Genomic DNA, 19,519 nt, shown 5'->3' with positions numbered 1-19,519 from the left:
ACCCGGGACCGGACGGTTCGACGACGAAAGCCGTACACGAGACATGCGCACGACGGGTACCACCGGCGCTATCGCCGGCAGGCTGGAGCAGTTGCGCGGCACACTGCCCACCCGCAATCACAACGCCCGCACGGTCGCCGCCCTCGCGGCCAACCCGGGGTGCGCCCGCCGGGGCGTGCTCGACGCGGCGGGCATCGAGAAGACCGTGCTCGCCGACCGACTCGGCTTCCCGCCCCGCTACGGCCGATCGCCGTTCGCGATCGGGCGCGGCAACGTGTTCGAGGCCCGGGTCAAGGCGGACGGCGGAGCGGAGTTGCGCCGACTGCTCGCCGAGACGCTGGGCGCCGACCCGGACCGCGGCGCGCTGGTCGACGTCGACCACGAGAGCACCGGCCGACCGAGCCGCGAGGAACGAGTGGCCCGCACCCGCGACGCGCTGCTCGGGGCCGCCCGCGGCGAACCCGACGCGTGCGCGATCCTGGACCACCCGCTGCTGCCGTTGGACGTGGCCGGCCGCCGCGCCTACCTGGAACCGGACGCCATGGCGTGCCGGGTGGCCGGGCGGTTGTACGTGGTGGAGATCAAGTCCTTCGCGATCATCGACGGGTCCGCCGACCCGGGCAAGCTCGCCTCGGCCACCCGGCAGTCCGCGGTGTACGTGCACGCGCTGCGCCGACTGGCCGCGGACCTGGGCCTGGACCCGGAGATCGTGGCCACCGACATCGTGCTGGTGTGCGCGCAGGACTTCTCCAATCGCCCGGTCGCCGTCGTGCTCGACGTACGGCGCGAACTGGCCACCACCCGACGCCGGTTGGAGCGCCTGTCCGGGGTGGAGGAACTGCTCGGCGAACTGCCGGACACGCTGACCTTCGACGTCGACGGCGATCGGGCCGAAGCGGCCGTCGCACAGGTGCCCGCCGCGTACGTCCCGGACTGTCTGTCCGCGTGTGAACTCGCGCTGTTCTGTCGGCACGAGGCCCGCGGCTGCGCACCCGGCGGCGGCAGCGTGGGCACGCTCGGCACGGCGGTGCGCGGTGCGCTGGGCGGGATCGAGGACATCGCCGACGCGCTCGCGCTCGCCGACGGCACGCGTGCCGCCGAGCCCGGCGAGGAGGACGTGGCCAGACTGCTCCGCCGGGCCGAGGCGCTGCGCTCCGAGGTGCTCGGCGGCGTCGGGTGAGCGCGATCGCCGCGCTCGGCCGACTGCGGGCCGCCGCGACCGGGGTGGCCCAACCGGCCGCGACCGTCCGACACCGGCATCTGTCCGCCCGCCCGGTGGTGCTGGTGCCCTACGTGCTCGCGGGCGAGGCGTTCGCGCCGTTGGCCGTGCTGGTGGGGACCGAGCGCGAGCGGCCGCACCTGCTCGCCGTACCGCAACCGCGGGACCGTGACCGGCGGTTCGCGCACGCGGCCGAGCTGGGTCGACTGCTTCTGCCGTATCTGGGCGCCTTCGCCGCCGAGACGGAGACGATCGAGCGACGCGGGGACGACCCGTACGAGCGCAGCGTGGACGCGCCCCAGGTGCTGGTGCCCACGTCGGGCGGTGTCGAGTATCTGCGGCTGCTCGGCCGCTCCACCCGATTCCGGCGCACCGAGGGCGAGTTCGCGGTGGCCGCGGAGGTCCCGCTGCTCGGCCGGTGGAGCACGTGGCTCGCCGATCGGGCCGGGGTGCCCGGATCGAGCGTACTGCTGGCGATGACCGACCTGCTCACCCAGATGTGGGCGACCGGCCAGAGCGCGCTGGAGGACGGCGAACTGGCCGCGCTGCTCGCCTGGATCGACCCGCCGGCCGGGCAGCGCGGGGATCGGGCGGCCCGGGAGGTCGAGGGCGGTCCGACCGCGGGGCCCGCGACCGATCCGGCGTTCGACGAGCGACTGGTGCCGCTGATCGCCGCGTTCGACGAGGCGGTGGCCGCGGAGCGGGGCGAGGAGGCGGCCGACACCGGTGTGCGCACCGACCTCGGGCCACGCGGTCGGGACGCCGAGAACGCGATCCGGGACGCGCTGGCCGCCGAGTTGATGCCGACCTGGGATCGCATGTGGCGCGGCGTGGAGTTGCTCGGCGCGCTGCCCGTGGGGGCCTCGGTGGCCGGGCGGTGGGAGGCCGACCGGGCCTCGTACAGCTTCTTCGCCGCGGATCTGGCCGACCCCGAGTCGCGCCCGCAGCCGCGGGTGCCCGGGGCGATCTCCGCCGCCGCGCAACTGGCCACCCGAGAACGGGCGCAGGCCCGACTGGACGCCGAACAGGTGCGCGACGACCCGCTGTTGATGGCCGCGGTCCGGCTCGCGGGTGAGGCGTTCCGCGGCGAGCTGATCGCGGTGGACGCCGAGCGCATGGTCGCCGAGCCGGGGAAGAAGACCGCCCGCCCGCGCCCGCTGTTGAGCTTTTCCACCGACGACGAACCGCTGTTCGGACCGGGTACCGACCTCGCGTGTGTCGAGCGCCCGGACGCGAAGGCGCGCGTCCTGGAAACCGAGCCCGGTCGGGTCGTGCTGGAACTGCGCGGCGGGATGGGCGGCGGCAAGGCGCCCAAGCCGGGCAGTGTGCCCGAGCCGGGCGAAGTCCTGTGCTGGACCTCGCTGATCGCCGAGTTCCGGCGCGGTCCGGACTGGCCCGCCGTCGAGGACACCCCCTGGACGCACGGCGGTCCGCCGCCGGAACCCGAACCCGAGGCCGCCCCGGAGGCGGACGACGACGCGTTGGAGGAGTGGTCGTGACGGTCGTGCGGGCCCGGCATCCCGAGGGCGACCCGGCCGCGCTCGCCGCCGCCGCGACCGACGCCGTGCTCGCCGACCTCGGCTCCGGGACGCATCGCGGCGTCGTGGTCGACTCGCCGCCCGGTGCGGGCAAGTCGACGCTGGTGGTGCGCGCGGCGGGAGAGTTGGCCGAGGGCGGCGAGCGGCTGATGATCGTCGCGCAGACCAACAACCAGGTCGACGATCTGTTGGTGCGACTGGTGGCCGAGCACCCGAGGCTGACGGTGGGTCGGCTGTCCGCCACCGGGTACCGGCTGCCGCCCGCGCTGGTGGGCACGTCGGTGGTGAACGCGGAGAAGGCCGAGGCACTGGACGCGTGCGCCGTGGTGGTGGCCACCGCCGCCAAGTGGGCGCTGGTCCAGGACCGGCGCTGGCCCTGGGCGATCGTCGACGAGGCGTACCAGATGCGCTCGGACGCCCTGCTGCTGGTGGCCCGGTTGTTCGACCGCGCGCTGTTCGTGGGCGACCCCGGCCAACTCGACCCGTTCGCCACCGTGGACACCTCGCGCTGGCACAGCCTGACCTACGACCCCTCGCAGAGCGCGGTGGTGGTGCTCCGCCGGCACAACCCGGACCTGCCGGTGCATCGGCTTCCGGTGTCCTGGCGGCTGCCCGCGAGCGCGGCGCCGCTGGTGTCCGAGGCGTTCTATCCGTTCACCCCGTTCCGCTCGGGGACCGGTCCGGGCGAGCGGCTCCTGCGCTTCGAGGCGGCGCGCGAGGACGACGCGTACGACGCGGTGGTGGACGTCGCGGCGACCTCCGGCTGGGGCCTGTTGGAGTTGCCCGCGCGGTTCACCGCGGCGGCCGACGAGGAGGCGGTGCACGTGGTCGCGACGCTCGCCGCGCGGCTGCTCGCGCGCGGCGGCACGGCGATCGGCGAGCGCACGCCGGACGGGGTCGCGCTGGACGCGTCGCGGATCGCGATCGGGGTCAGCCACCGCGAGCAACGGGCCCGGGTCGAGTCGGCGCTGCGCACACTCGGCGCGACGGAGATCGTGGTGGACACCGCGAACCGGCTCCAGGGTCGCGAGTTCGATGTGACCGTGGTGCTGCATCCGCTCTCCGGTCGGCGCGACGCGACCGAGTTCCACCTGGAGACCGGGCGGCTGTGCGTGCTGGCCTCACGGCATCGGCACGCGTGCCTGGTGGTGGCCAGGGCCGGCATCCCCGAACTGCTCGACGCGCACCCCACCGCCGACCCGGTCCACCTCGGCGTCCCGGTCAACTTCCCGGACGGCTGGGAGGCGAACCAGGCGGTGCTGGCCGAACTCGCCGGGCACCGGGTCGCGCTGTCGAGGTGAGGTCGGGGCGCCGGGTGGGACGGCGGTCGGGTGGGATCGCGTGGTCGGTCTCCGGGGCGAGTCCTTGCGGAGTGGGTCCGTGCGGGCGGGGTGAGACGTGCGAACGCCGGCCGGGCGGTGCCCGACCGGCGTTCGTGGTCGGGCGCTACTCGCCGCGCTCCAGCAGCAGCTTCCGGCCGTGCTCGATCATCTTCGCCGTGTACTCCTCGCCCCACCCCGCCCGCGCCGCGATCTGAGCCGTCGTCAGGTGGTCGAACCGATTCGGATCCGCCATCCGGGCCGCGGCCATCGCCTGGTAGTCCACCGCCCGGTCGGCCGCCGCGCGAAACGCCTCGGCCAGATCCGTGGAGCGGGTCAGCACCTCCTGGGGATCGGTCAGATCGTCCAGGTCGAAGAAGCGTTCGTCGGGCGGCTCGGGAACCGAGGGCTCGAACAACAGCGGCGCGGGCCGCATACGGGGCTTGCGCGACTCGGACGGCATGCGCGGATTCCTTCCGACAGTGCAGACGTGCTGACGACGAATACGGACGGGGGGAGCGACGGGATCGGTCGACCCTGGAGGGTCCGCAAGATCCCGTGCCCTTGCCATTGTCGCCAACCGGACGCCATCCGAAAGACCCTTGCCCGAAAGAGGCGCGAGACCTCGGACCCCGCTTCGATAAACCCCGATTCGGCGGCGCGGACCGGGTGTCGCGGGCATGTTTCGACGGCGGGTAAACCTCTCGGAGCAGGTCGGATCGGAGCAGGTCGGGACAAGCGGATGCGCCCCCACGCGCTGTGGCGTGGGGGCGCATCGCGTCCTACCGGTACCGGCCGGGTCGAGCAGGTATTGGGGGAGCCGCTCGTGATGTCAGGTCCCCGACCGGTACGTCCTGGGCGATCTCAGATCGCCTGCTGGTGGCGCTCGGCGAGCGCGCGGGCGGCCTCGGCGATCGCCGCGCGCACGTGCCGCAGCGTCGTCAGCCGGTTGTCGGGCGTCGGCGGCACGAGCCACACGAGCGGCCCGTCGTTCTGCTCCGGCGGCGGCGGGAAGGTGATCCAGGCACCCCGGCCGTGGTGGCGCGGGCCGAGCCGACGATCGCGCGGCCGCATCGGCATCACGGTGGTCGGCGGTACGAGGAATCCGATCCGGCGGTAACGGCGATCGAAGATGACCGGCCCGACCGGCACGCGGTGTGCGCGCAGCGTGGCCAGGGCCTCACGGCCGAGCCGGTCCTCCACCTCGATCACGTCGAACGTCTCGCCGGCCGCTACCAGGCGAGGGGCGTACGGGTTCCGAAGCGCGTCCTGCGGCAGCGCTGCCAGCGTCGTTCGGTTCACGTCGGCGTCCATCGGTGAGGCGGTCCTCTCGTTTCGTCGTGGAAACGGAATCGTCCTCGGGGGCCGGGAGGTCCTCGAAGCGTCCTCTTCGTCCTGCACGAGCCCGAAGCGTCCGACTTCGGGACGTCCGCTTCTGCCCTAGATGCAACCAGGCCGGCACACCGTGTGACGAGGCCCGCGGTGGGACTCCTGTAGGACGCGCTGAGGACTCTTGCCGCTCTAACGGGCTAGAGGCATGACGCCGCAGGTGGGACGGGGTCACGATCGAGATCCAGTACGGAGCGTACGGGCCCGGTGGTTCGCGTGACCGGGTCCACGCAGGCATGTCCGTCACCACCACGCGTATGGAGGACGCGGTGCAACGACGTACCTTTCTGGCCGGCGCCGCCGTCGCCGGCCTCACGGCGAAGAATTCCGCCGCATACGCCTCCTCGGGGTCGGCAGCCCATCTGCCCGATCCCGCCGCCTACATCGCCACCACCGCCCGGCTGCGGTCCCGCTATTGGATCGAGGAGCCGGGACGACTGCTACCGGTGGTGGCCGAACACGCCCGCAACGGTGCCCGGCTGTTGGCCGAGGGGCCGGATGGGGCGCACCAGTCCGCGATCGCGGAGACGGCGCTGCTCGCGTCCCGGATCGCCTTCTTCGACCTGAGCCTGCGCGGGCCGCATGTGCGGCGCTGGCAGGAACTGGCGCTGGACGCGGCGGACCGGGGCCGGGACGGCTCGTTGGCCGCCGCCGTGCTCGGACACATGGCGTTCGCGCCCGCCTGGACCGGAAGGGGAGGGGAGGCCCGGGACACCCTGGCCGCCGCGCGGGAGCGGACCACGAGTGGCGACGCCGGACCCACGCTGCGGGCGTGGCTGGACGCGATCTCGGCCGAGGCGGAGGTCCGGCTCGGTACGCCGGACGCGGCCTTCCCGCTGCTGGATCGTGCCGCCGACACGTACGCACCGCCGGAGACGCCCGGTTCGTGGACGGCTACCGGGCCGCCTGCGTGGCTGGACTGGTTCTCGGCGGCGCGTCTGGAGGGCTTCCGGGGCGCCGCGGAGGTGGCGGCCGGGCGCTCGGCCGAGGCCCGGGCGAGTCTGGAGCGCACGCTCGCGGGGCTGCCGGCGCACAGCCACAAGCAGCGGGCGATGACACTCGCGGAGCTGGCCGCGACCGCGGTCGGTGCGCGTGAGCCGCAAGATGCCTGTCGGCTGTTGGAGGAGGCGCTCGATCTGGTCGGTGTGCAGGGGTATGCGACGGCGGTGGATCGGGTGCGGACGGTGCGGGCTTCGCTGGCGCCTTGGGCGCGGGAGTCGTTCGTGCGGGAAGTCGACGATCGGTTGCGCTCGGAGGGTGGGGGGCGGACTGGCGGCGGCGGTGGTGGGGGGCAGGTCGGGGAGGGGTCGGCCTGATGCACTCGGCCTCCGGCTGGGCTGGGGTGGCCTGGCCTTCGGCCGAGGTGGCCTCAAGCGCCGGCCGGGCTGCTTGGCCTCAAGCGCCGGCCGGGCTGCTTGGCCTCAAGCGCCGGCCGGGCTGATGGTTGCTCGGTTGGTGTTTTGGGCTGCGGTGCCTGCTGGGCCGAGCTCGGTCGGTGTTTTGGCTGCGGTGCCGGCCGGGTCGGTTGTTCGGTCGGCGTTGTGGCTGCGGTGCCGGCTGGGCTGGTGGGTGCTCGGGGAGGGTTTTGGTTGCCGTGCCGGGGGTTTGGGGTGTGGTGCCGGCCGGGCTGGGGGTGCGCGGCCGGCGGTTGGGGCCGGGGGTGGGGGGTTACGGCTCTGTGATGCCGTTGATGCGGGCTACGGCGGCGGGGAGTTCGCCGAGGGATTCCAGGCGTAGGTCGGTGACCTCGATCAGTTCGGGGTCGTCGGCTACCAGGTAGCCCCAGGGGCCGCGGCGGACGTGGGCGGTGCGCAGGCCGGCGAGGTGGGCGGGGCGGACGTCGTTGTCGAGGCGGTCGCCGACGTACAGGATCTCCTCGGCCGGGCACGGGCACTCGGCGACCAGGCGCTCGAAGAAGGCCGCCTCGGGCTTGCTGATGCCCCAGTCGTCGGAGGTGGCGAGCAGGTCCACGCCGAGATCCAGGCCGCGCAGGATGACGCCCGCGTTCACGGTCTGGTTGCCGACCACGCCGAGCCACACGTGCTGGTCGCGCAGCGCCTTCAGGCACGGGCGGGTGTCGTTGTAGAGGTCTTCCTCGCCGAACCACTCGGGAAAGCCCGCGGCGGTGCGCGCGGCGCGCTCGACGGTCAGGTCGAAGCCCGGCCGAAAGCGCTGGAACACCTCGCGATAGTCGAGGCCCTGGGCGATCACCGCCCCGAACGTGGCCGCGAACGTGTGTCGGGGCACCCCGAGCCAGTCGGCCCAGGTGCCGTACTCGCGCGATTCGTCGACGAGGGTCTCGCCCACGTCGAACACCACGGCGCTGATCCGCATTACAGCTCCCCGCTCTCGTCGCCTGCCGGCCCCGTCTCCGATTCGCCGTGCCCCTGGGTCCGTCGGGCGGGGTCTGGGCCGGTCAGGCCGAGCCCGATCGGGTTGGGCCACCGATGTGGTGGCTTGTCCGATCGGCGTGTACCCGATGACGGAATCCTTGCCGTTGCCGGGCACGGGACCTCCCAGAAGGTACCGCTTGCCTGCCAGGCAAGCGTCGTTCGAAGGTCGCATCCGGCCGACCTTGATCGAAATCGTTTCTTCAGCCGCGAATCGGCGGTACTAAGCGGCATCTCTGTGGTCGATGACGATCGGTTGTCCCGGCGATTCCGATCCCGTCCGGCGCATCGCCACCCCGTCGCGCACCCGGTCCAGTCCGCGCAGCACCCACGGCGACGCGAGCGCGCCCAGCCCCATCACCGCGAGTCCCGCGAGCACGTCCGCGAGGTAGTGGTTCGCGGTGCCGAGCACCACCAGGACCACGAAGAGCGGGTACGCCACGCCCAGCCCGCGCAGCACCGGACCGCGTCCGTGCCGCCACAACTGCCATCCGCACCACGCGGCCCAGCCCACGTGCAGGGACGGCATCGCCGCGTACTCGTTGGTCATGTGCTCCATGCCGCGCGGCGCGCTGGCGCCGGCGCCCCACCAGCCCCAGGACGCGAAGTGCGCCATGGTGTCGGTGAAGCCGTCGATCATCCGCGGCGGCGCGGTCGGGAAGAGCATGAAGCCCGCCAGCGAGACCACGGTGGCGATCGCCAACGTGGTGCGGGCGCCTCGGTAGCGCTCGGGACGTCTGCGCCACAACCAGAACAGCACCAGCGGGGTCACCACGTAGTGCAGCGTCGCGTACGCGTAGTCGCAGACCACGCCGATGAACACGTGGTCGGTGACGACCCGGTTGAGCATGCGTTCGGGATCCAGGTGGGTCAGCGACTCCACGTGCAATATTCGCTCGGCGTTGCGCAGCGCGGCGTCCACGTCGCCGCGGACCACGAGCCGGCTCAGCGAGTACGCCTCGTACAGCACCGCGATCAGCAGCAACTCGGTCCACCAGCGCGGGCGCCGGCGGACCGTGGCGGAGGTTGGGGGCATCCGTCCAGTCTGCAACACCGGGGACCCGAACTCGGCACCGCGTCCGGGCGTTCCGGCCGGTGATCGCCCGGGCGCCCGGGCCGCGGTGGGCCGCACGGCCATTGATGACACGTGTCACACATGATAGAACGTGTTTCACTTTTCCGGCGGGCAACCGCCGCCGGCAGGGCGGGGACCGGGCGTCGGCAGGGACGTCCGGCAGCGCCCGTCGCACATCGCGACGTGGATACCGGAGGTTGTCGTGGCCGACCCCGACGAGGTCACCCGTCCGCAGACGAGCACACGGGACCTGGCGACGGTGCACGACCAACTGCTCGCGTGGCTGGCCGGCCGGCTGCCCGAGGGCGCCGACCCGGAGATATCCGAGCTCAAGGCGCCCTCCGGCAACGGGATGTCCAGCGAGACCCTGCTGTTCGACGCGACCTGGACGGTGGACGGCGAGCGCCGCACCGAGCGCTGCGTGGTGCGGATGCGCCCGTCGATGGACGCCAAGCCGGTCTTCCCGACCTACGACCTGGACAAGCAGTACGCGGTGATGACCCTGGTCGGCGAGCGCTGTTCGATCCCGGTGCCCGCGTTGTTGTGGAACGAGCCGGACGAGGGCGCGTTGGGCGCCCCGTTCTTCGTGATGCGCCGGGCCGAGGGCGCCGCGCCGCCGGACGTGATGCCGTACACGATCGACGGCTGGATGCTCGCGGCCACGCCCGAGCAGCGTCGCCGGCTCCAGGAGGAGTCGGTCGCCGTCGTCGCCGCGATCCACGGCATCGACACGACCCCCGAGGAGATCGCCTTCCTCCAGTACGAGGGCACCGGCGAGAACGCGCTGCGCCGGCACCTGGACGACCTGCGCGCGTTCTACGAGTGGGGCATCGAGGGGCAGCGCGTGCCGCTCCTGGACCGGGCCTTCGCGTGGCTGGAGGACAACTTCCCGGCCGAGGTCGGCCCGGACGTGATCAGCTGGGGCGACGCGCGGATCGGCAACATCCTCTACGCGGACTTCGAACCGACCGCGGTACTGGACTGGGAGATGGCCGCCGTCGGCCCGCGCGAGCTGGACATCGCCTGGATGATCTTCATCCACGCGTTCTTCCAGGACATCGCCACCCGCTACGGCATGCCGGGCCTGCCCGACTTCATGCGCACCGAGGACGTGTGCGCGCAGTACGAGAAGCTCACCGGCCACACGCCGCGCGACATGCGGTACTTCGAGATGTACGCGGCCGTGCGGCACGGCGTGGTGATGGCTCGCATCGCGCACCGTCAGTGGCATTTCGGCGAGCGCGAGCAGCCGGCCGACCTGGACGAGACGGTGCTGCACCGGGCACTGATCGAGGCCATGATCGCGGGCACGTACCGGGAGCGCCCGGACGGGAACTGACGCCCTGTCACCGCGACTCGCACGCCCGCCGCGCGACGGGTGCGCCCCCCGGGCCCGGTGGGTGCGCGCCCGGACAAGATCCCGAGGGGTTAGGCTGGGCTCTTCACCATCATCCGTAGCGGGCGCCATGACCCGTGCGGGTGATCGTGTGTGACGGGCGACATCACGCGGACACGGTCCGTGTTGTTGTCGGTAGCATGAATCACCGGGGGCGACTCCGGGGGTAGCTGCCGGAGGTGCCGCATGACGATCGGGGGACTCGACCCGCCGGCCGGTGCGGGTGTGCCCAAGGGTGCGCCGCGAGCCGAGGGTGACGTTCCGAGCCGGAGCATGTCCGACCGCGTCGGACGACTCTCCCGCAGGCCTGTCCAACAACCCATCCAACGCCTGGGTCTGGCCGCTGTCACCTTCCTCACCGGAAGCCGCCGACGCACGCCGGACGCGGTCGAACCACTGCTCCAGGTGCATCGCGTGCACCACCCGAAGGCCGATGTGACGGCCATTCAGGAGGCGTACGCGGTCGCGGAGTTGTCCCATCGCGGGCAAATGCGCAAGAGCGGCGAGCCGTACATCACGCACCCGCTCGCGGTGGCCACGATCCTGGCCGAGCTCGGTGCCGACACCACGACGCTGGTCGCCGCGCTGCTGCACGACACGGTCGAGGACACCGACCTCACCCTGGACGAGGTGCGCGCGGCGTTCGGCGACGACGTCACGCACCTGGTCGACGGCGTGACCAAGCTGGAGCGGGTGGACCTGGGCGACCGGGCCGAGGCCGAGACGATGCGCAAGATCATCGTGGCCACCGGCCGGGACCTGCGGGTGACCGTGATCAAGCTGGCCGACCGGCTGCACAACATGCGCACGATCCGATATCGCCGCCGGGCCAGTCAGATCCGCACCGCCGAGGCCACGCAGGAGGTGTTCATCCCGCTCGCCGAGCGGTTGGGCATCCACGTGCTCAAGTCGGAGCTGGAGGACATCGTCTTCGCGACGCTGCGCCCCGAGGAGCACGCCGCCACCGCGCGCACCGTCGGCGCGAGCCAGGCGGCCACCGACGAGGCCGTGTCCAAGCTGTGCGCGACGGTCAAACGCGCGCTGCGGGACGCCGGGATCGAGGCGGAGGTATCGCCGCGCGCGCGGCACCACGTATCGGTGCGCCGAGTACAAAAGCGTCGAGGGCGCGAGGAACTGGGACCGTTCGACCTGTCCCGGCTGATGATCGTCGTCGACGCGGACACCGACTGTTATGGCGCGCTCGGCGTACTGCACACCTGCTGGTCGCCGATCGCGGGCGAGTTCAAGGACTACATCGCCACCCCCAAGTTCAACCTGTACCAGTCCCTGCACACCGCGATCACGCTGCCCGAGGGCGACAAGGTCGAGGTGCTCATCCGCACCCGGCGCATGCATCGACTGGCCGAGTTCGGCGTGGTCGCGCACACCGGCAAACCGGACACCGGGCCGGACGCCCCCGAGCAGCTCGCGTGGCTGCACCGGCTGCTCGCGTGGCAGGGCGGCATCCCGGACGCGCACGTCTTCTGGAGCTCGCTGACCGCCGACCTGTCGGCGGACCGCGAGCTCCTGGTCTTCACCCCCGGCGGCCGCCCGCTGACCCTACCCGCCGGGTCCACGTGTGTGGACGCGGCCTACGCGATGGGTGAGCAGACCGGCCACCGATGTATCGGCGCGCAGATCAACGGCCGTCTGGTGGCCTTGAGTTCGGTGCTCGCGGACGGCGAGACGGTGTCCATCATCACCGCTCCGCCCGGCGCCGCGGCACCGTCGAAGGAATGGCTCTCGTTCGTCCGCAGCCCACTGGCCCGGGTCGCGATCGAGGCCTGGTTGGCGAAGTACCCGCACGGCGTCGAGGGTCGGATGGACCCGCTGCTGGGCAATCTGGCCGCCGCCGGCGAAGCCGCACAGGGCGCACCGGCGACGACCGTCCCGGAGCCGGCCGGCCCCCCCGCGGACGCCGCGCAGGCCCCGGCCCGAACCCGGCGCCCACCGGCCGACCCCGGCGAGGCCGTGGTCAGCGTGCCGGGCTCGCCCGGAGCCCCGGTCCGACTGGCCCGCTGCTGCACCCCGGTGCCGCCGGACGAACTGGCCGGCTTCGTGATCCGCGGCGGCACGGTCGCGGTACACCGCTCCGACTGCACGAACGTCCAGCAGATGCGCCGCGCGGGCCGCGACGTGGTGGCCGCGTCGTGGCTGCCGCACCAGGCCGATCAGGGTTATCGGGTCACCGTGCAGATCGAGGCGCTGGACCGCCCCCGACTGCTCGCCGACGTGACCGCCGCGATCGACGCGGAGGGCGCCGACATCACCTCGGCCTCGATCGCGCCGCCGCAACAGATGCGGGTGCGGCAGACGTACACGATCCGGCTGGCCGACCTCGCGACGCTGCCGAAGCTGCTGCGGGCGCTGCGCCGGGTGCAGGGCGTCTACGACGTCTACCGGGCCCGGCCGCGGGTGCATCCGCGGGTGGCGGACAACTAGGACACGCCCCGGGCCCGGCCGTCGGGTCGCGCGCGTCCGCTATTGCTGTGCCTGTTGTTGCTGCTGTTGCTCGGCGGCTTCGGTGGAGTCGCCGCGCAGTACGTCGTTGAACCGGGCCAGGTGGTCGGCGAGCGCGCCCAGTTCCTCCTTGGGCCACGAGGTGAACCGTTCCGCCATCACCGCGAGGCTGCGTTGCCGGGCGTCGGCCAGGCGCAGTCGGCCGGCGTCGGTGAGGGTGATCAGGTGCGATCGGCGGTTGGTCGGATCGGTGGTGCGGGCGATCAGCCGGGCCTCCTCGAGCGCGGTCAACTGCCGGCTGATGGTGGTCTTGTCCAGGCTCAGTCGGCACGCGAGTTCCTTGCCGGTGGAGGTGCCGCGTTCCTCCAGGTGGGCGAGCAGGTGGTATTCCGCCTGGGTGATTCCCGCCGCTTGCAGCGGGGGAGCCATCAACAGCCGAATCAACCGGGTGGCCGCACCGACCTCGCGGACCACTCGCCGCTCAACGCTGTCCGACATCGCCTTGCTCCTCAACACCTTGCGCCCTGAATGTGCGCCAAGAGTGCCCGAAACGGTTGCAAAACACAACAAGCTGTAATGGGCACCGGAATGGCCTCCGACGCCGCGCGGCGCGCGCCCCCGGGCCGGCATCTCCACGATGCCTCGGCCCGGCCGAATCCGCCGCGCGCGGGCGCCCGCGCAAGGTCTCGGACGCAAGGTCTCGGACTACGGGATCGGCGGCAGATCCGGCAGGTCCGTGCTCACCCGCAGGCGGAAGTCCGGGCGGCGCTTCTCCAGGAAGGCGACCACGCCCTCGCGTACGTCGGCGGAGCCGCCGGTCCAGTGCAGTGCGCGGGACTCGTGCAGGTGGGCGGTCTCCGGGTCGGGCACGCTCTGCATGCCCCACAACAACCGCCGGGTCAGCGCGATGGCCACCGCCGGGGTGTTCTCGGCGATCGTGCGGGCCAGTTCCCGGGCTCGCGGGAGCAACTCCTCCGGCGGCACCGCCGCACGGATCAGGCCGGCCTCCGCGGCCTCCGCCGCGTCGAAGACCCGGCCGGTGAAGCACCATTCCAGGGCCCGGTCCAGGCCCACCACACGGGGCAGGAACCACGTCGAACAGCCGTCGGGAGTGATCCCGCGGCGGGCGAAGACGAAGCCGAACCGGGCCGCGGAGGACGCGATCCGGAAGTCCATCGGCAGTGTCATGGTCGCGCCCACGCCCACCGCCGCACCGTTGATCGCCGCGATCAGCGGCTTCTTCGAGCGGTACAGGCGCAGCACGAGCCGACCGCCGTCGTCGCGGAACGCCTCCGCGTCGTCCACCGCGCCGTCGAACCGCTTCGCGTGCGCGCCCGGGTCGAACGCGTCGGCGCCCATCTCCAGATCGGCCCCGGCGCAAAAGGCCCGCCCGCGTCCGGTGAACACCACCGCCCGGATGTCGTCGTCCTCGTCCGCGACGTCCAAGGCGTGCGAGATCTCCCGGCCCATCCGGTAGGTGTACGCGTTGAGTCGGTCCGGCCGGTCCAGCGTCACGGTCAGCACGTTTGCCTCGATCGAGGTCGAGATCTCCTCGTAGTCCACGCAAGCCCCCCGCAGGTTCGAACGCGTGCCGGCGATACCCGTCCGGCCACCCTGCCGCGTGATCACCTCGATTGCCAGGGTTCCCGGGATGCGATCTCCGCACTAGCTTTGATGGGCTCCTAACCCCCCGGTACCCCAGTCGCTCGCAGCGTGCAGGAGGTGGACCCACCGGATGCTGGATCGCACACAGGCCCTGGCCGAACTGACGGGACCCGAATCGGCCTACGCGATCGAGGAGGTCGTCCACGACGGCATCCCCTGGCGGGTCCTGAGCAAGGCCCCGCCGACGCTGCGCGCGGTCTTCGAGGACCTGGCGGCGTACGGGAGCCGGGACGCCCTGGTCGCCGGGGACGAGCGGATCGACTACGCCGAGCAGCATCGCCTGGTCGCCCACCTGGCCCGACATCTGGCCGGCGAGTGCGGGGTGCGGCGCGGCGACCGGGTGGCCATCGCGATGCGCAACCACCTGGAATGGCCGCTCGCGTTCTGGGCGACCCAGGTCCTGGGCGCGGTCGCGGTGCCGCTCAACGCGTGGTGGACCGCCGACGAGCTGCGCTACGCCCTCGCCGACTCCGGCGCCGCCGTGCTGATCTGCGACGACGAGCGGGCCGAGCGGATCCGGGGACACCTGGACCAGGGCACGGCGCCCGCGGTCCTGGTGGTCCGCCCGGAGGGGCCGCCGGTCGCCGGCGAGACCGACCTGTCCGCGCTGCTGCGCGGATTCACCGGCGAGTGCGCGCTGCCGGCGAGCGGTCCGGAGCCGTTCGACGACGCGACCATCCTGTACACCTCCGGCACCACCGGACGGCCCAAGGGCGCGGTCGCCACGCACCACAACCACACCACCAACCTGCACACGATGCAGTTGACGAAGGCCATCGGCCTGGCTCGACTGGGCCTGCCCGCCGCCGAATTGGCCAAGGGTCCGGCCGTGTTCGAGGAAATGGCCGCGGGCCTGCCGACGCCGAGCAGTCTGCAGGTCTACCCGTTCTTCCACATCGCCGGACTGGCCGGGCTCTACATCGGCGCGGCCCAGGGCGCGAAGTTGTGCCTGATGCACCGCTGGGACACCGCCACGGCGCTGGAGCTGATCGAGACCGAGCGGATCACCACCGCCAACATGGTGCCCACGCTGCTGCGCCGGCTGGTCGAATCGCCGCTGCGGGCCGGTCGCGACCTGTCCAGCCTGACCAGCCTGGGCGCGGGCGGCTCGCCGGTGCCGCCGGACCTGGTCGCGCAGGTGGGCACCATGTCCGGCAACGGCATCGTGCCGCTGAACGCCTACGGGATGACCGAGACGACCTGTGTGGTGGTGGCGAACGCCGGCGACGACTACTACGCGCACCCGGACAGCGTCGGCCGGCCGGTGCCGACCGCGGATCTGCGGGTGGCCGATCCGCTGACCGGCGAGGAGTTGCCGACCGGGCACACGGGCGAGATCCGAATCCGGGGCCCGCAGGTGGTCCGGGGCTATTGGAATCGGCCCGCGGAGAGCCGGGAGGCGTTCCCGGACGGGTGGTTCCGCACCGGCGACCTCGGCCACATCGACGCCGAGGGGCTGTTGTACGTGGTCGACCGGCTCAAGGACGTGATCATCCGCGGCGGTGAGAACGTCTACTCGGCCGAGGTCGAGGCGGTGCTGTTCGAGCATCCGGGGATCGCCGACGTCGCGGTGGTCGGGGTGCCGCACCACGATCTGGGCGAGGAGGTGGCCGCCGTGGTGCTGCTGCACGTGGCCGGCGCCGCGACCGCGGCCGAGCTGCGCGGACACGTGGCGCGCCGGCTCGCCGCGTTCAAGGTGCCCACGCTGGTGCGCTTCACCGAGCGGGCGCTGCCGCGCAACGCGGTGGGCAAGGTGCTCAAACGCGAACTGCGCGACATGCTGGCGTTGTGAGGGCGGGCGCGAGCCTCACGCCTGGTCCCGGACGCCGTAGCCGTCGAGGCGGTGCTCCCAGTAGGTGAGTTCGTCCCAGACCTCGATGACCAGCCCGTCATTGGGGCCCAGCACCCGGATCACGTCCGGGACGAGGGTGCGCAGGTGGTGCACCGCGCCGACGAAGTTGCCCGCCTCGCCCTCCCGGCGGGCCCGTTCGCGGCGGATCCGCAGGGTGTCCAGGTCGTCGGTGCCCAGTACCTGGACCTGGTCCGGCAGCAGGTTCTTGAGCAGCCGCGCCGCCTCGGCCGGCCGGCCCGCGACCCCGGTCCAGTGCGCGAGCGCGTGCCGGGCGCGCAGCGTGTCCGGGGTCAGCGCGCCGCGCAACCGCCCGCCGTCGGAGATCACCCCGCGCAGCAGGGTGATCGCCGCGAGCGGGTCCCCGTCCTTGCCGAGCCGGGCGGCCAACTGCTCGCGCAGCAGCAGCGTGTCCGGGTGGTCCTTGCCGAACTCCCGGATCCGCCGCCCGACTTCGGCCCGCATCACCTGGAGCGAATCGCTCGCCCGGGCCGGGCGCGGCTCGGGCGCCTCGGCGCGCGTCGGTTGCGGCTCGGGCCCTTCGGGGAGCAGCCGCACCGGCTGATCCTGGGTCTGCTGCGCGTCGTCGTCCGCGACCGGATCCGAGGCCGGCATGCCCCACGGTTGCGGCGCGAGGTTGCGCGGTGGCGTGACGGACAACTCCAACAGCAGGTCGCGGACCTCCGCCGCGCTCGCGGGCCGGTTCTCCGGTCGTTTGGCGAGCAGCGCGAGGACGAGGGTGGCGAGGTCGTCGGGCACCTCCAGCCGGGTGTTGCGCACCGACTCGGGCGTGCGGCCCAGGTGGGCCTGCATCATCGAATGCGGATGGTCCAGGCCGAACGGCGGTGCGCCGGTCAGCAGTTCGTGCAGCACGCAGCCCACGCTGTACAGGTCGGCGCGGCCGTCGATGCGTCCGCCGAGGATCTGTTCGGGCGACATGTACGCGGGTGTGCCGATCATGCTGCCGGGCAGTGTGATGCCCGCGCGCGAGGACACCTTCTCCATGTATCGCGCTATCCCGAAGTCGAGCACCTTGACCACGCCGCGCGAGGTCACCATGACGTTCGCGGGCTTGATGTCGCGATGCAGCACGCCGCCCGCGTGCGCGACGTCGAGCCCGTCGCACAGTTGGATCGCCCAGCCGACCACGTGTCCCAGCGGCAGCCACGCGCCGTCCGCGACGAGTTGGGCCAGCGACCGGCCCGTGATCAGCTCCATCGCCAGGTACATCACCTTGCCGTCGGTGCGGCGCAGCTCGCCCGGTCCCGGACCGAGCGCGGAGGTGACCTGCGCGTCGTGCACCGTCTCGGCCTCGTGGGTGAACACCCGGGTCTCGGGGTCGGTCCGGCCGCTCGGACGGGGCCGGTTCGGCTCGGTCGCATCGGGGCCGGGCGCCTGCGGGCCGGTTCGGTGCTCCACGACCGCCTTCCGGCCCTGGTCGTGCACGACGATGATGTTCGGCGAGGACAACCCGCCGACGATGATCGCCTCGCGGCCGAAGCGGTCCACGCTGTTGTTGGACGCGCCGAACGACTCCTTGAGCACCTTGACCGCGACGAACCGTTGCATCTTCTGGTCCCAGGCGCGCCACACGGTCGCGTTGCCTCCCGAGCCCAGCCTCTTGTCCAGCCGATATCGGCTGCCAAGCCACAACTGAGCCACCGCAAACGCCTCCCCGTACGCGCCTTGTGGATGTGATTCTTTCGTAGCAGCGTGCGTGCGGGGAACGGTATGCGACATCACCACCCGGTCTGGGATCGGGTCCGTCCCACGCGCGTCGGTCCGACCCTCGATCACCCTCGGGCACGACCGCTACGGTCGGGGCCATGACCGAGATCGTCGTCGTGAACTCGCCCGACGAGCCGCCGCGGGAGTGGGACGCCAGCGTCTTCCTGGCCGGCCCCACACCCCGCGCCGCGCACGTCGCCTCCTGGCGGCCCGCCGCGCTGAAGCTGCTCCGCGAGCGGTGGCGCGGCCCGGGCCGCCTGGTGGTGTTCGTCCCCGAGCCCGCGGACGGGCACTCGTGGCCCACGCATCAGGTGCAGCGGGATTGGGAGTTGCGCAACCTCGACCGCAGCGACCGGGTGCTCTTCTGGATCCCGCGCGACCTGCGCGACCTGCCGGGGCTGACCACCAACGACGAGTGGGGTTGGCTCAAGGACTCCGGCCGCGCGGTGCTGGGCACACCGCCGGACGCGCCGCACGTGCGCTATCAGCGGGCCTACGCGCTCGGCCACGACGTGCCGGTACGGGACACCCTGGCCGAGACGATCGACACCGTGCTGGAGGCGCTCGGCGCGGGCGAGCCGCGCGCGGACGGCGAGCGGGACATCCCGTTGAACGTGTGGCTGACCCGGGCCTTCGCGGACTGGTACGCGGCCCAGCGGGCGGCGGGCAACACGTTGCTCGGCGGCCGGATCGCGTGGGTGTGGCGGCGGCGCGCGGCGACCTGGCTGTGGGCGGCACACGTACGGGTCGCGATCGCCGCGGAGGGCGGCCGGGTCAAGGACGACGAGGTGGTGCTCGGTCGGCCGGACGTGACCGCGGTGGTGCTCTACCGGCGGGCGGAGCCGGCACAGGCGAGCACCGTGGTGCTCGTGCGCGAGTTCCGGTCGGCGGCGCGGACGGGGGACGGCTTCGTGCGCGAGTTCCCGGGCGGGAGCGGGCGCACGGCGGTGGACGGGTGCGCCGAGGTCGCCGAGGAGACCGGTCTGGCGCTCGCGCCGGAGCGACTGCGGGCACACGGCTCGCGCCAGCTCGCCGGCACCCTGGCGGCGCATCACGCACACGTGTACTCGGCCGAACTCACCGACGCGGAATTGGCCCTGCTACGCAGCGTCCCCGGCCCACATGGTGTGGCCGGGGACGGGGAACGCACTCACGTCGAGATCACGACGTACGGCGAACTGCTGCGTGACGGGTGCGTCGACTGGTCGACGCTGGGGATGCTGGCGGCGGTGTTGGCAGGCGCCGCCGAGGATCAGCGGTAGTTGCCCAGACCCGTGCAGGGGGCGTGCCGCTCGACCAGGCAGACGGTGTCGTCGATGGTCATCAGCCGACCGCCGACGATCTCCGGGCTGCGGAACACCGGCGTTTGCAGCGTGACCAGCGAGCGCGGGCTGAGCGCCGCGACGTACGGCTCGCCACATCGGGTGCACATGGCCGGGGCGGTGAGGGTCTTGAGCATGTCGGTTCCTCCGTGACTGGTGACGTTAACCT

16 protein-coding genes are annotated in these 19,519 nt (G+C 72.5%); 8 read left to right on the top strand and 8 right to left on the bottom strand.

All coding sequences use genetic code 11. The annotated features are described in order from the left end of the window. The first annotated feature begins 43 nt into the window (after positions 1 to 43). The 3 genes from OG948_RS13215 to OG948_RS13205 are packed head-to-tail and all read left to right on the top strand — an operon-like array spanning position 44 to position 4,058. Complete coding sequence (locus OG948_RS13215; protein ID WP_406296439.1) at positions 44 to 1,180, top strand: hypothetical protein; 1,137 nt, start codon at positions 44 to 46, stop codon at positions 1,178 to 1,180. Then, positions 1,177 to 2,718: a hypothetical protein gene (locus OG948_RS13210; RefSeq protein WP_406296438.1), complete on the top strand. Its 1,542-nt coding sequence runs from the start codon at positions 1,177 to 1,179 to the stop codon at positions 2,716 to 2,718. Before OG948_RS13215 ends, OG948_RS13210 begins: the two co-directional genes overlap by 4 nt. Further along, complete coding sequence (locus OG948_RS13205) at positions 2,715 to 4,058, top strand: AAA family ATPase (protein WP_406296436.1); 1,344 nt, start codon at positions 2,715 to 2,717, stop codon at positions 4,056 to 4,058. The genes OG948_RS13210 and OG948_RS13205 overlap by 4 nt, the downstream gene beginning before the upstream one ends. A gap of 145 nt (positions 4,059 to 4,203) precedes the next feature. On the opposite strand, the gene OG948_RS13200 is transcribed toward OG948_RS13205, so the two are convergent. Further along, positions 4,204 to 4,539: a hypothetical protein gene (locus OG948_RS13200; protein WP_406296434.1), complete on the bottom strand. Its 336-nt coding sequence runs from the start codon at positions 4,537 to 4,539 to the stop codon at positions 4,204 to 4,206. Positions 4,540 to 4,940: 401 nt separating this feature from the next. Continuing rightward, positions 4,941 to 5,390, bottom strand: coding sequence for a hypothetical protein (locus OG948_RS13195; RefSeq protein ID WP_406296432.1), 450 nt, complete (start codon positions 5,388 to 5,390; stop codon positions 4,941 to 4,943). 344 nt (positions 5,391 to 5,734) lie between these two features. On the opposite strand from OG948_RS13195, the gene OG948_RS13190 reads away from it, so the two are divergent. Further along, complete coding sequence (locus OG948_RS13190) at positions 5,735 to 6,781, top strand: transcriptional regulator (RefSeq protein ID WP_406296430.1); 1,047 nt, start codon at positions 5,735 to 5,737, stop codon at positions 6,779 to 6,781. A 352-nt stretch (positions 6,782 to 7,133) separates the two neighbouring features. Here the strand turns inward: OG948_RS13190 and OG948_RS13185 are convergent, their stop codons facing one another. Both OG948_RS13185 and OG948_RS13180 read right to left on the bottom strand, forming a co-directional pair. Further along, complete coding sequence (locus OG948_RS13185) at positions 7,134 to 7,799, bottom strand: HAD family hydrolase (RefSeq protein WP_406296429.1); 666 nt, start codon at positions 7,797 to 7,799, stop codon at positions 7,134 to 7,136. Between the two features lie 279 nt (positions 7,800 to 8,078). Next, positions 8,079 to 8,891, bottom strand: coding sequence for a phosphatase PAP2 family protein (locus tag OG948_RS13180; protein WP_406296428.1), 813 nt, complete (start codon positions 8,889 to 8,891; stop codon positions 8,079 to 8,081). Between the two features lie 241 nt (positions 8,892 to 9,132). On the opposite strand from OG948_RS13180, the gene OG948_RS13175 reads away from it, so the two are divergent. Beyond that, complete coding sequence (locus OG948_RS13175; protein WP_406296426.1) at positions 9,133 to 10,269, top strand: phosphotransferase family protein; 1,137 nt, start codon at positions 9,133 to 9,135, stop codon at positions 10,267 to 10,269. Positions 10,270 to 10,512: 243 nt separating this feature from the next. Continuing rightward, on the top strand, positions 10,513 to 12,768 hold the full coding sequence (locus OG948_RS13170; protein ID WP_406296424.1) for a RelA/SpoT family protein: 2,256 nt from the start codon (positions 10,513 to 10,515) through the stop codon (positions 12,766 to 12,768). A 39-nt stretch (positions 12,769 to 12,807) separates the two neighbouring features. On the opposite strand, the gene OG948_RS13165 is transcribed toward OG948_RS13170, so the two are convergent. Both OG948_RS13165 and OG948_RS13160 read right to left on the bottom strand, forming a co-directional pair. Beyond that, positions 12,808 to 13,284 (bottom strand): MarR family winged helix-turn-helix transcriptional regulator, encoded by a 477-nt coding sequence (locus tag OG948_RS13165; protein ID WP_406296423.1) that lies wholly within the window; start codon positions 13,282 to 13,284, stop codon positions 12,808 to 12,810. A gap of 207 nt (positions 13,285 to 13,491) precedes the next feature. Next, entirely contained in the window at positions 13,492 to 14,349 is an 858-nt protein-coding gene (locus OG948_RS13160; RefSeq protein ID WP_406296421.1) for an enoyl-CoA hydratase-related protein, read from the bottom strand. Between the two features lie 172 nt (positions 14,350 to 14,521). Here OG948_RS13160 and OG948_RS13155 point away from each other — a divergent pair, with 172 nt between their 5' ends. After that, positions 14,522 to 16,243, top strand: coding sequence for a class I adenylate-forming enzyme family protein (locus tag OG948_RS13155; RefSeq protein WP_406296420.1), 1,722 nt, complete (start codon positions 14,522 to 14,524; stop codon positions 16,241 to 16,243). A gap of 15 nt (positions 16,244 to 16,258) precedes the next feature. Here the strand turns inward: OG948_RS13155 and OG948_RS13150 are convergent, their stop codons facing one another. After that, positions 16,259 to 17,962 carry a protein kinase domain-containing protein gene (locus OG948_RS13150; RefSeq protein ID WP_406296418.1) on the bottom strand — a complete coding sequence of 568 codons (1,704 nt, stop codon included), beginning with the start codon at positions 17,960 to 17,962 and terminating at the stop codon, positions 16,259 to 16,261. A 164-nt stretch (positions 17,963 to 18,126) separates the two neighbouring features. On the opposite strand from OG948_RS13150, the gene OG948_RS13145 reads away from it, so the two are divergent. Further along, the gene (locus OG948_RS13145; RefSeq protein ID WP_406296416.1) at positions 18,127 to 19,290 is read left to right on the top strand and encodes a nucleoside 2-deoxyribosyltransferase domain-containing protein; all 1,164 of its coding nucleotides are present in this window, start codon (positions 18,127 to 18,129) and stop codon (positions 19,288 to 19,290) included. On the opposite strand, the gene OG948_RS13140 is transcribed toward OG948_RS13145, so the two are convergent. Beyond that, the gene (locus OG948_RS13140; RefSeq protein WP_395863161.1) at positions 19,281 to 19,487 is read right to left on the bottom strand and encodes a hypothetical protein; all 207 of its coding nucleotides are present in this window, start codon (positions 19,485 to 19,487) and stop codon (positions 19,281 to 19,283) included. The genes OG948_RS13145 and OG948_RS13140 overlap by 10 nt on opposite strands. Positions 19,488 to 19,519: the final 32 nt, after the last annotated feature.

Origin of the sequence: Embleya sp. NBC_00888 (assembly GCF_045207655.1) — a bacterium.
In the GTDB taxonomy this organism is placed as follows: Bacteria; Actinomycetota; Actinomycetes; order Streptomycetales; family Streptomycetaceae; genus Embleya.
Note: the sequence above shows the minus strand (reverse complement) of the source record. Positions and strands in the feature narration are given on the sequence as shown.

What these genes read in the sequence shown, in the direction of transcription:
- OG948_RS13195 (WP_406296432.1), bottom strand. Translation starts at nt 5,390, where the DNA reads ATGGACGCCGACGTGAACCGAACGACGCTGGCAGCGCTGCCGCAGGAC.
- OG948_RS13145 (WP_406296416.1), top strand. Translation starts at nt 18,127, where the DNA reads ATGACCGAGATCGTCGTCGTGAACTCGCCCGACGAGCCGCCGCGGGAG.
- OG948_RS13180 (WP_406296428.1), bottom strand. Translation starts at nt 8,891, where the DNA reads ATGCCCCCAACCTCCGCCACGGTCCGCCGGCGCCCGCGCTGGTGGACC.
- OG948_RS13165 (WP_406296423.1), bottom strand. Translation starts at nt 13,284, where the DNA reads ATGTCGGACAGCGTTGAGCGGCGAGTGGTCCGCGAGGTCGGTGCGGCC.
- OG948_RS13185 (WP_406296429.1), bottom strand. Translation starts at nt 7,799, where the DNA reads ATGCGGATCAGCGCCGTGGTGTTCGACGTGGGCGAGACCCTCGTCGAC.
- OG948_RS13140 (WP_395863161.1), bottom strand. Translation starts at nt 19,487, where the DNA reads ATGCTCAAGACCCTCACCGCCCCGGCCATGTGCACCCGATGTGGCGAG.
- OG948_RS13200 (WP_406296434.1), bottom strand. Translation starts at nt 4,539, where the DNA reads ATGCCGTCCGAGTCGCGCAAGCCCCGTATGCGGCCCGCGCCGCTGTTG.
- OG948_RS13155 (WP_406296420.1), top strand. Translation starts at nt 14,522, where the DNA reads ATGCTGGATCGCACACAGGCCCTGGCCGAACTGACGGGACCCGAATCG.
- OG948_RS13170 (WP_406296424.1), top strand. Translation starts at nt 10,513, where the DNA reads ATGACGATCGGGGGACTCGACCCGCCGGCCGGTGCGGGTGTGCCCAAG.
- OG948_RS13215 (WP_406296439.1), top strand. Translation starts at nt 44, where the DNA reads ATGCGCACGACGGGTACCACCGGCGCTATCGCCGGCAGGCTGGAGCAG.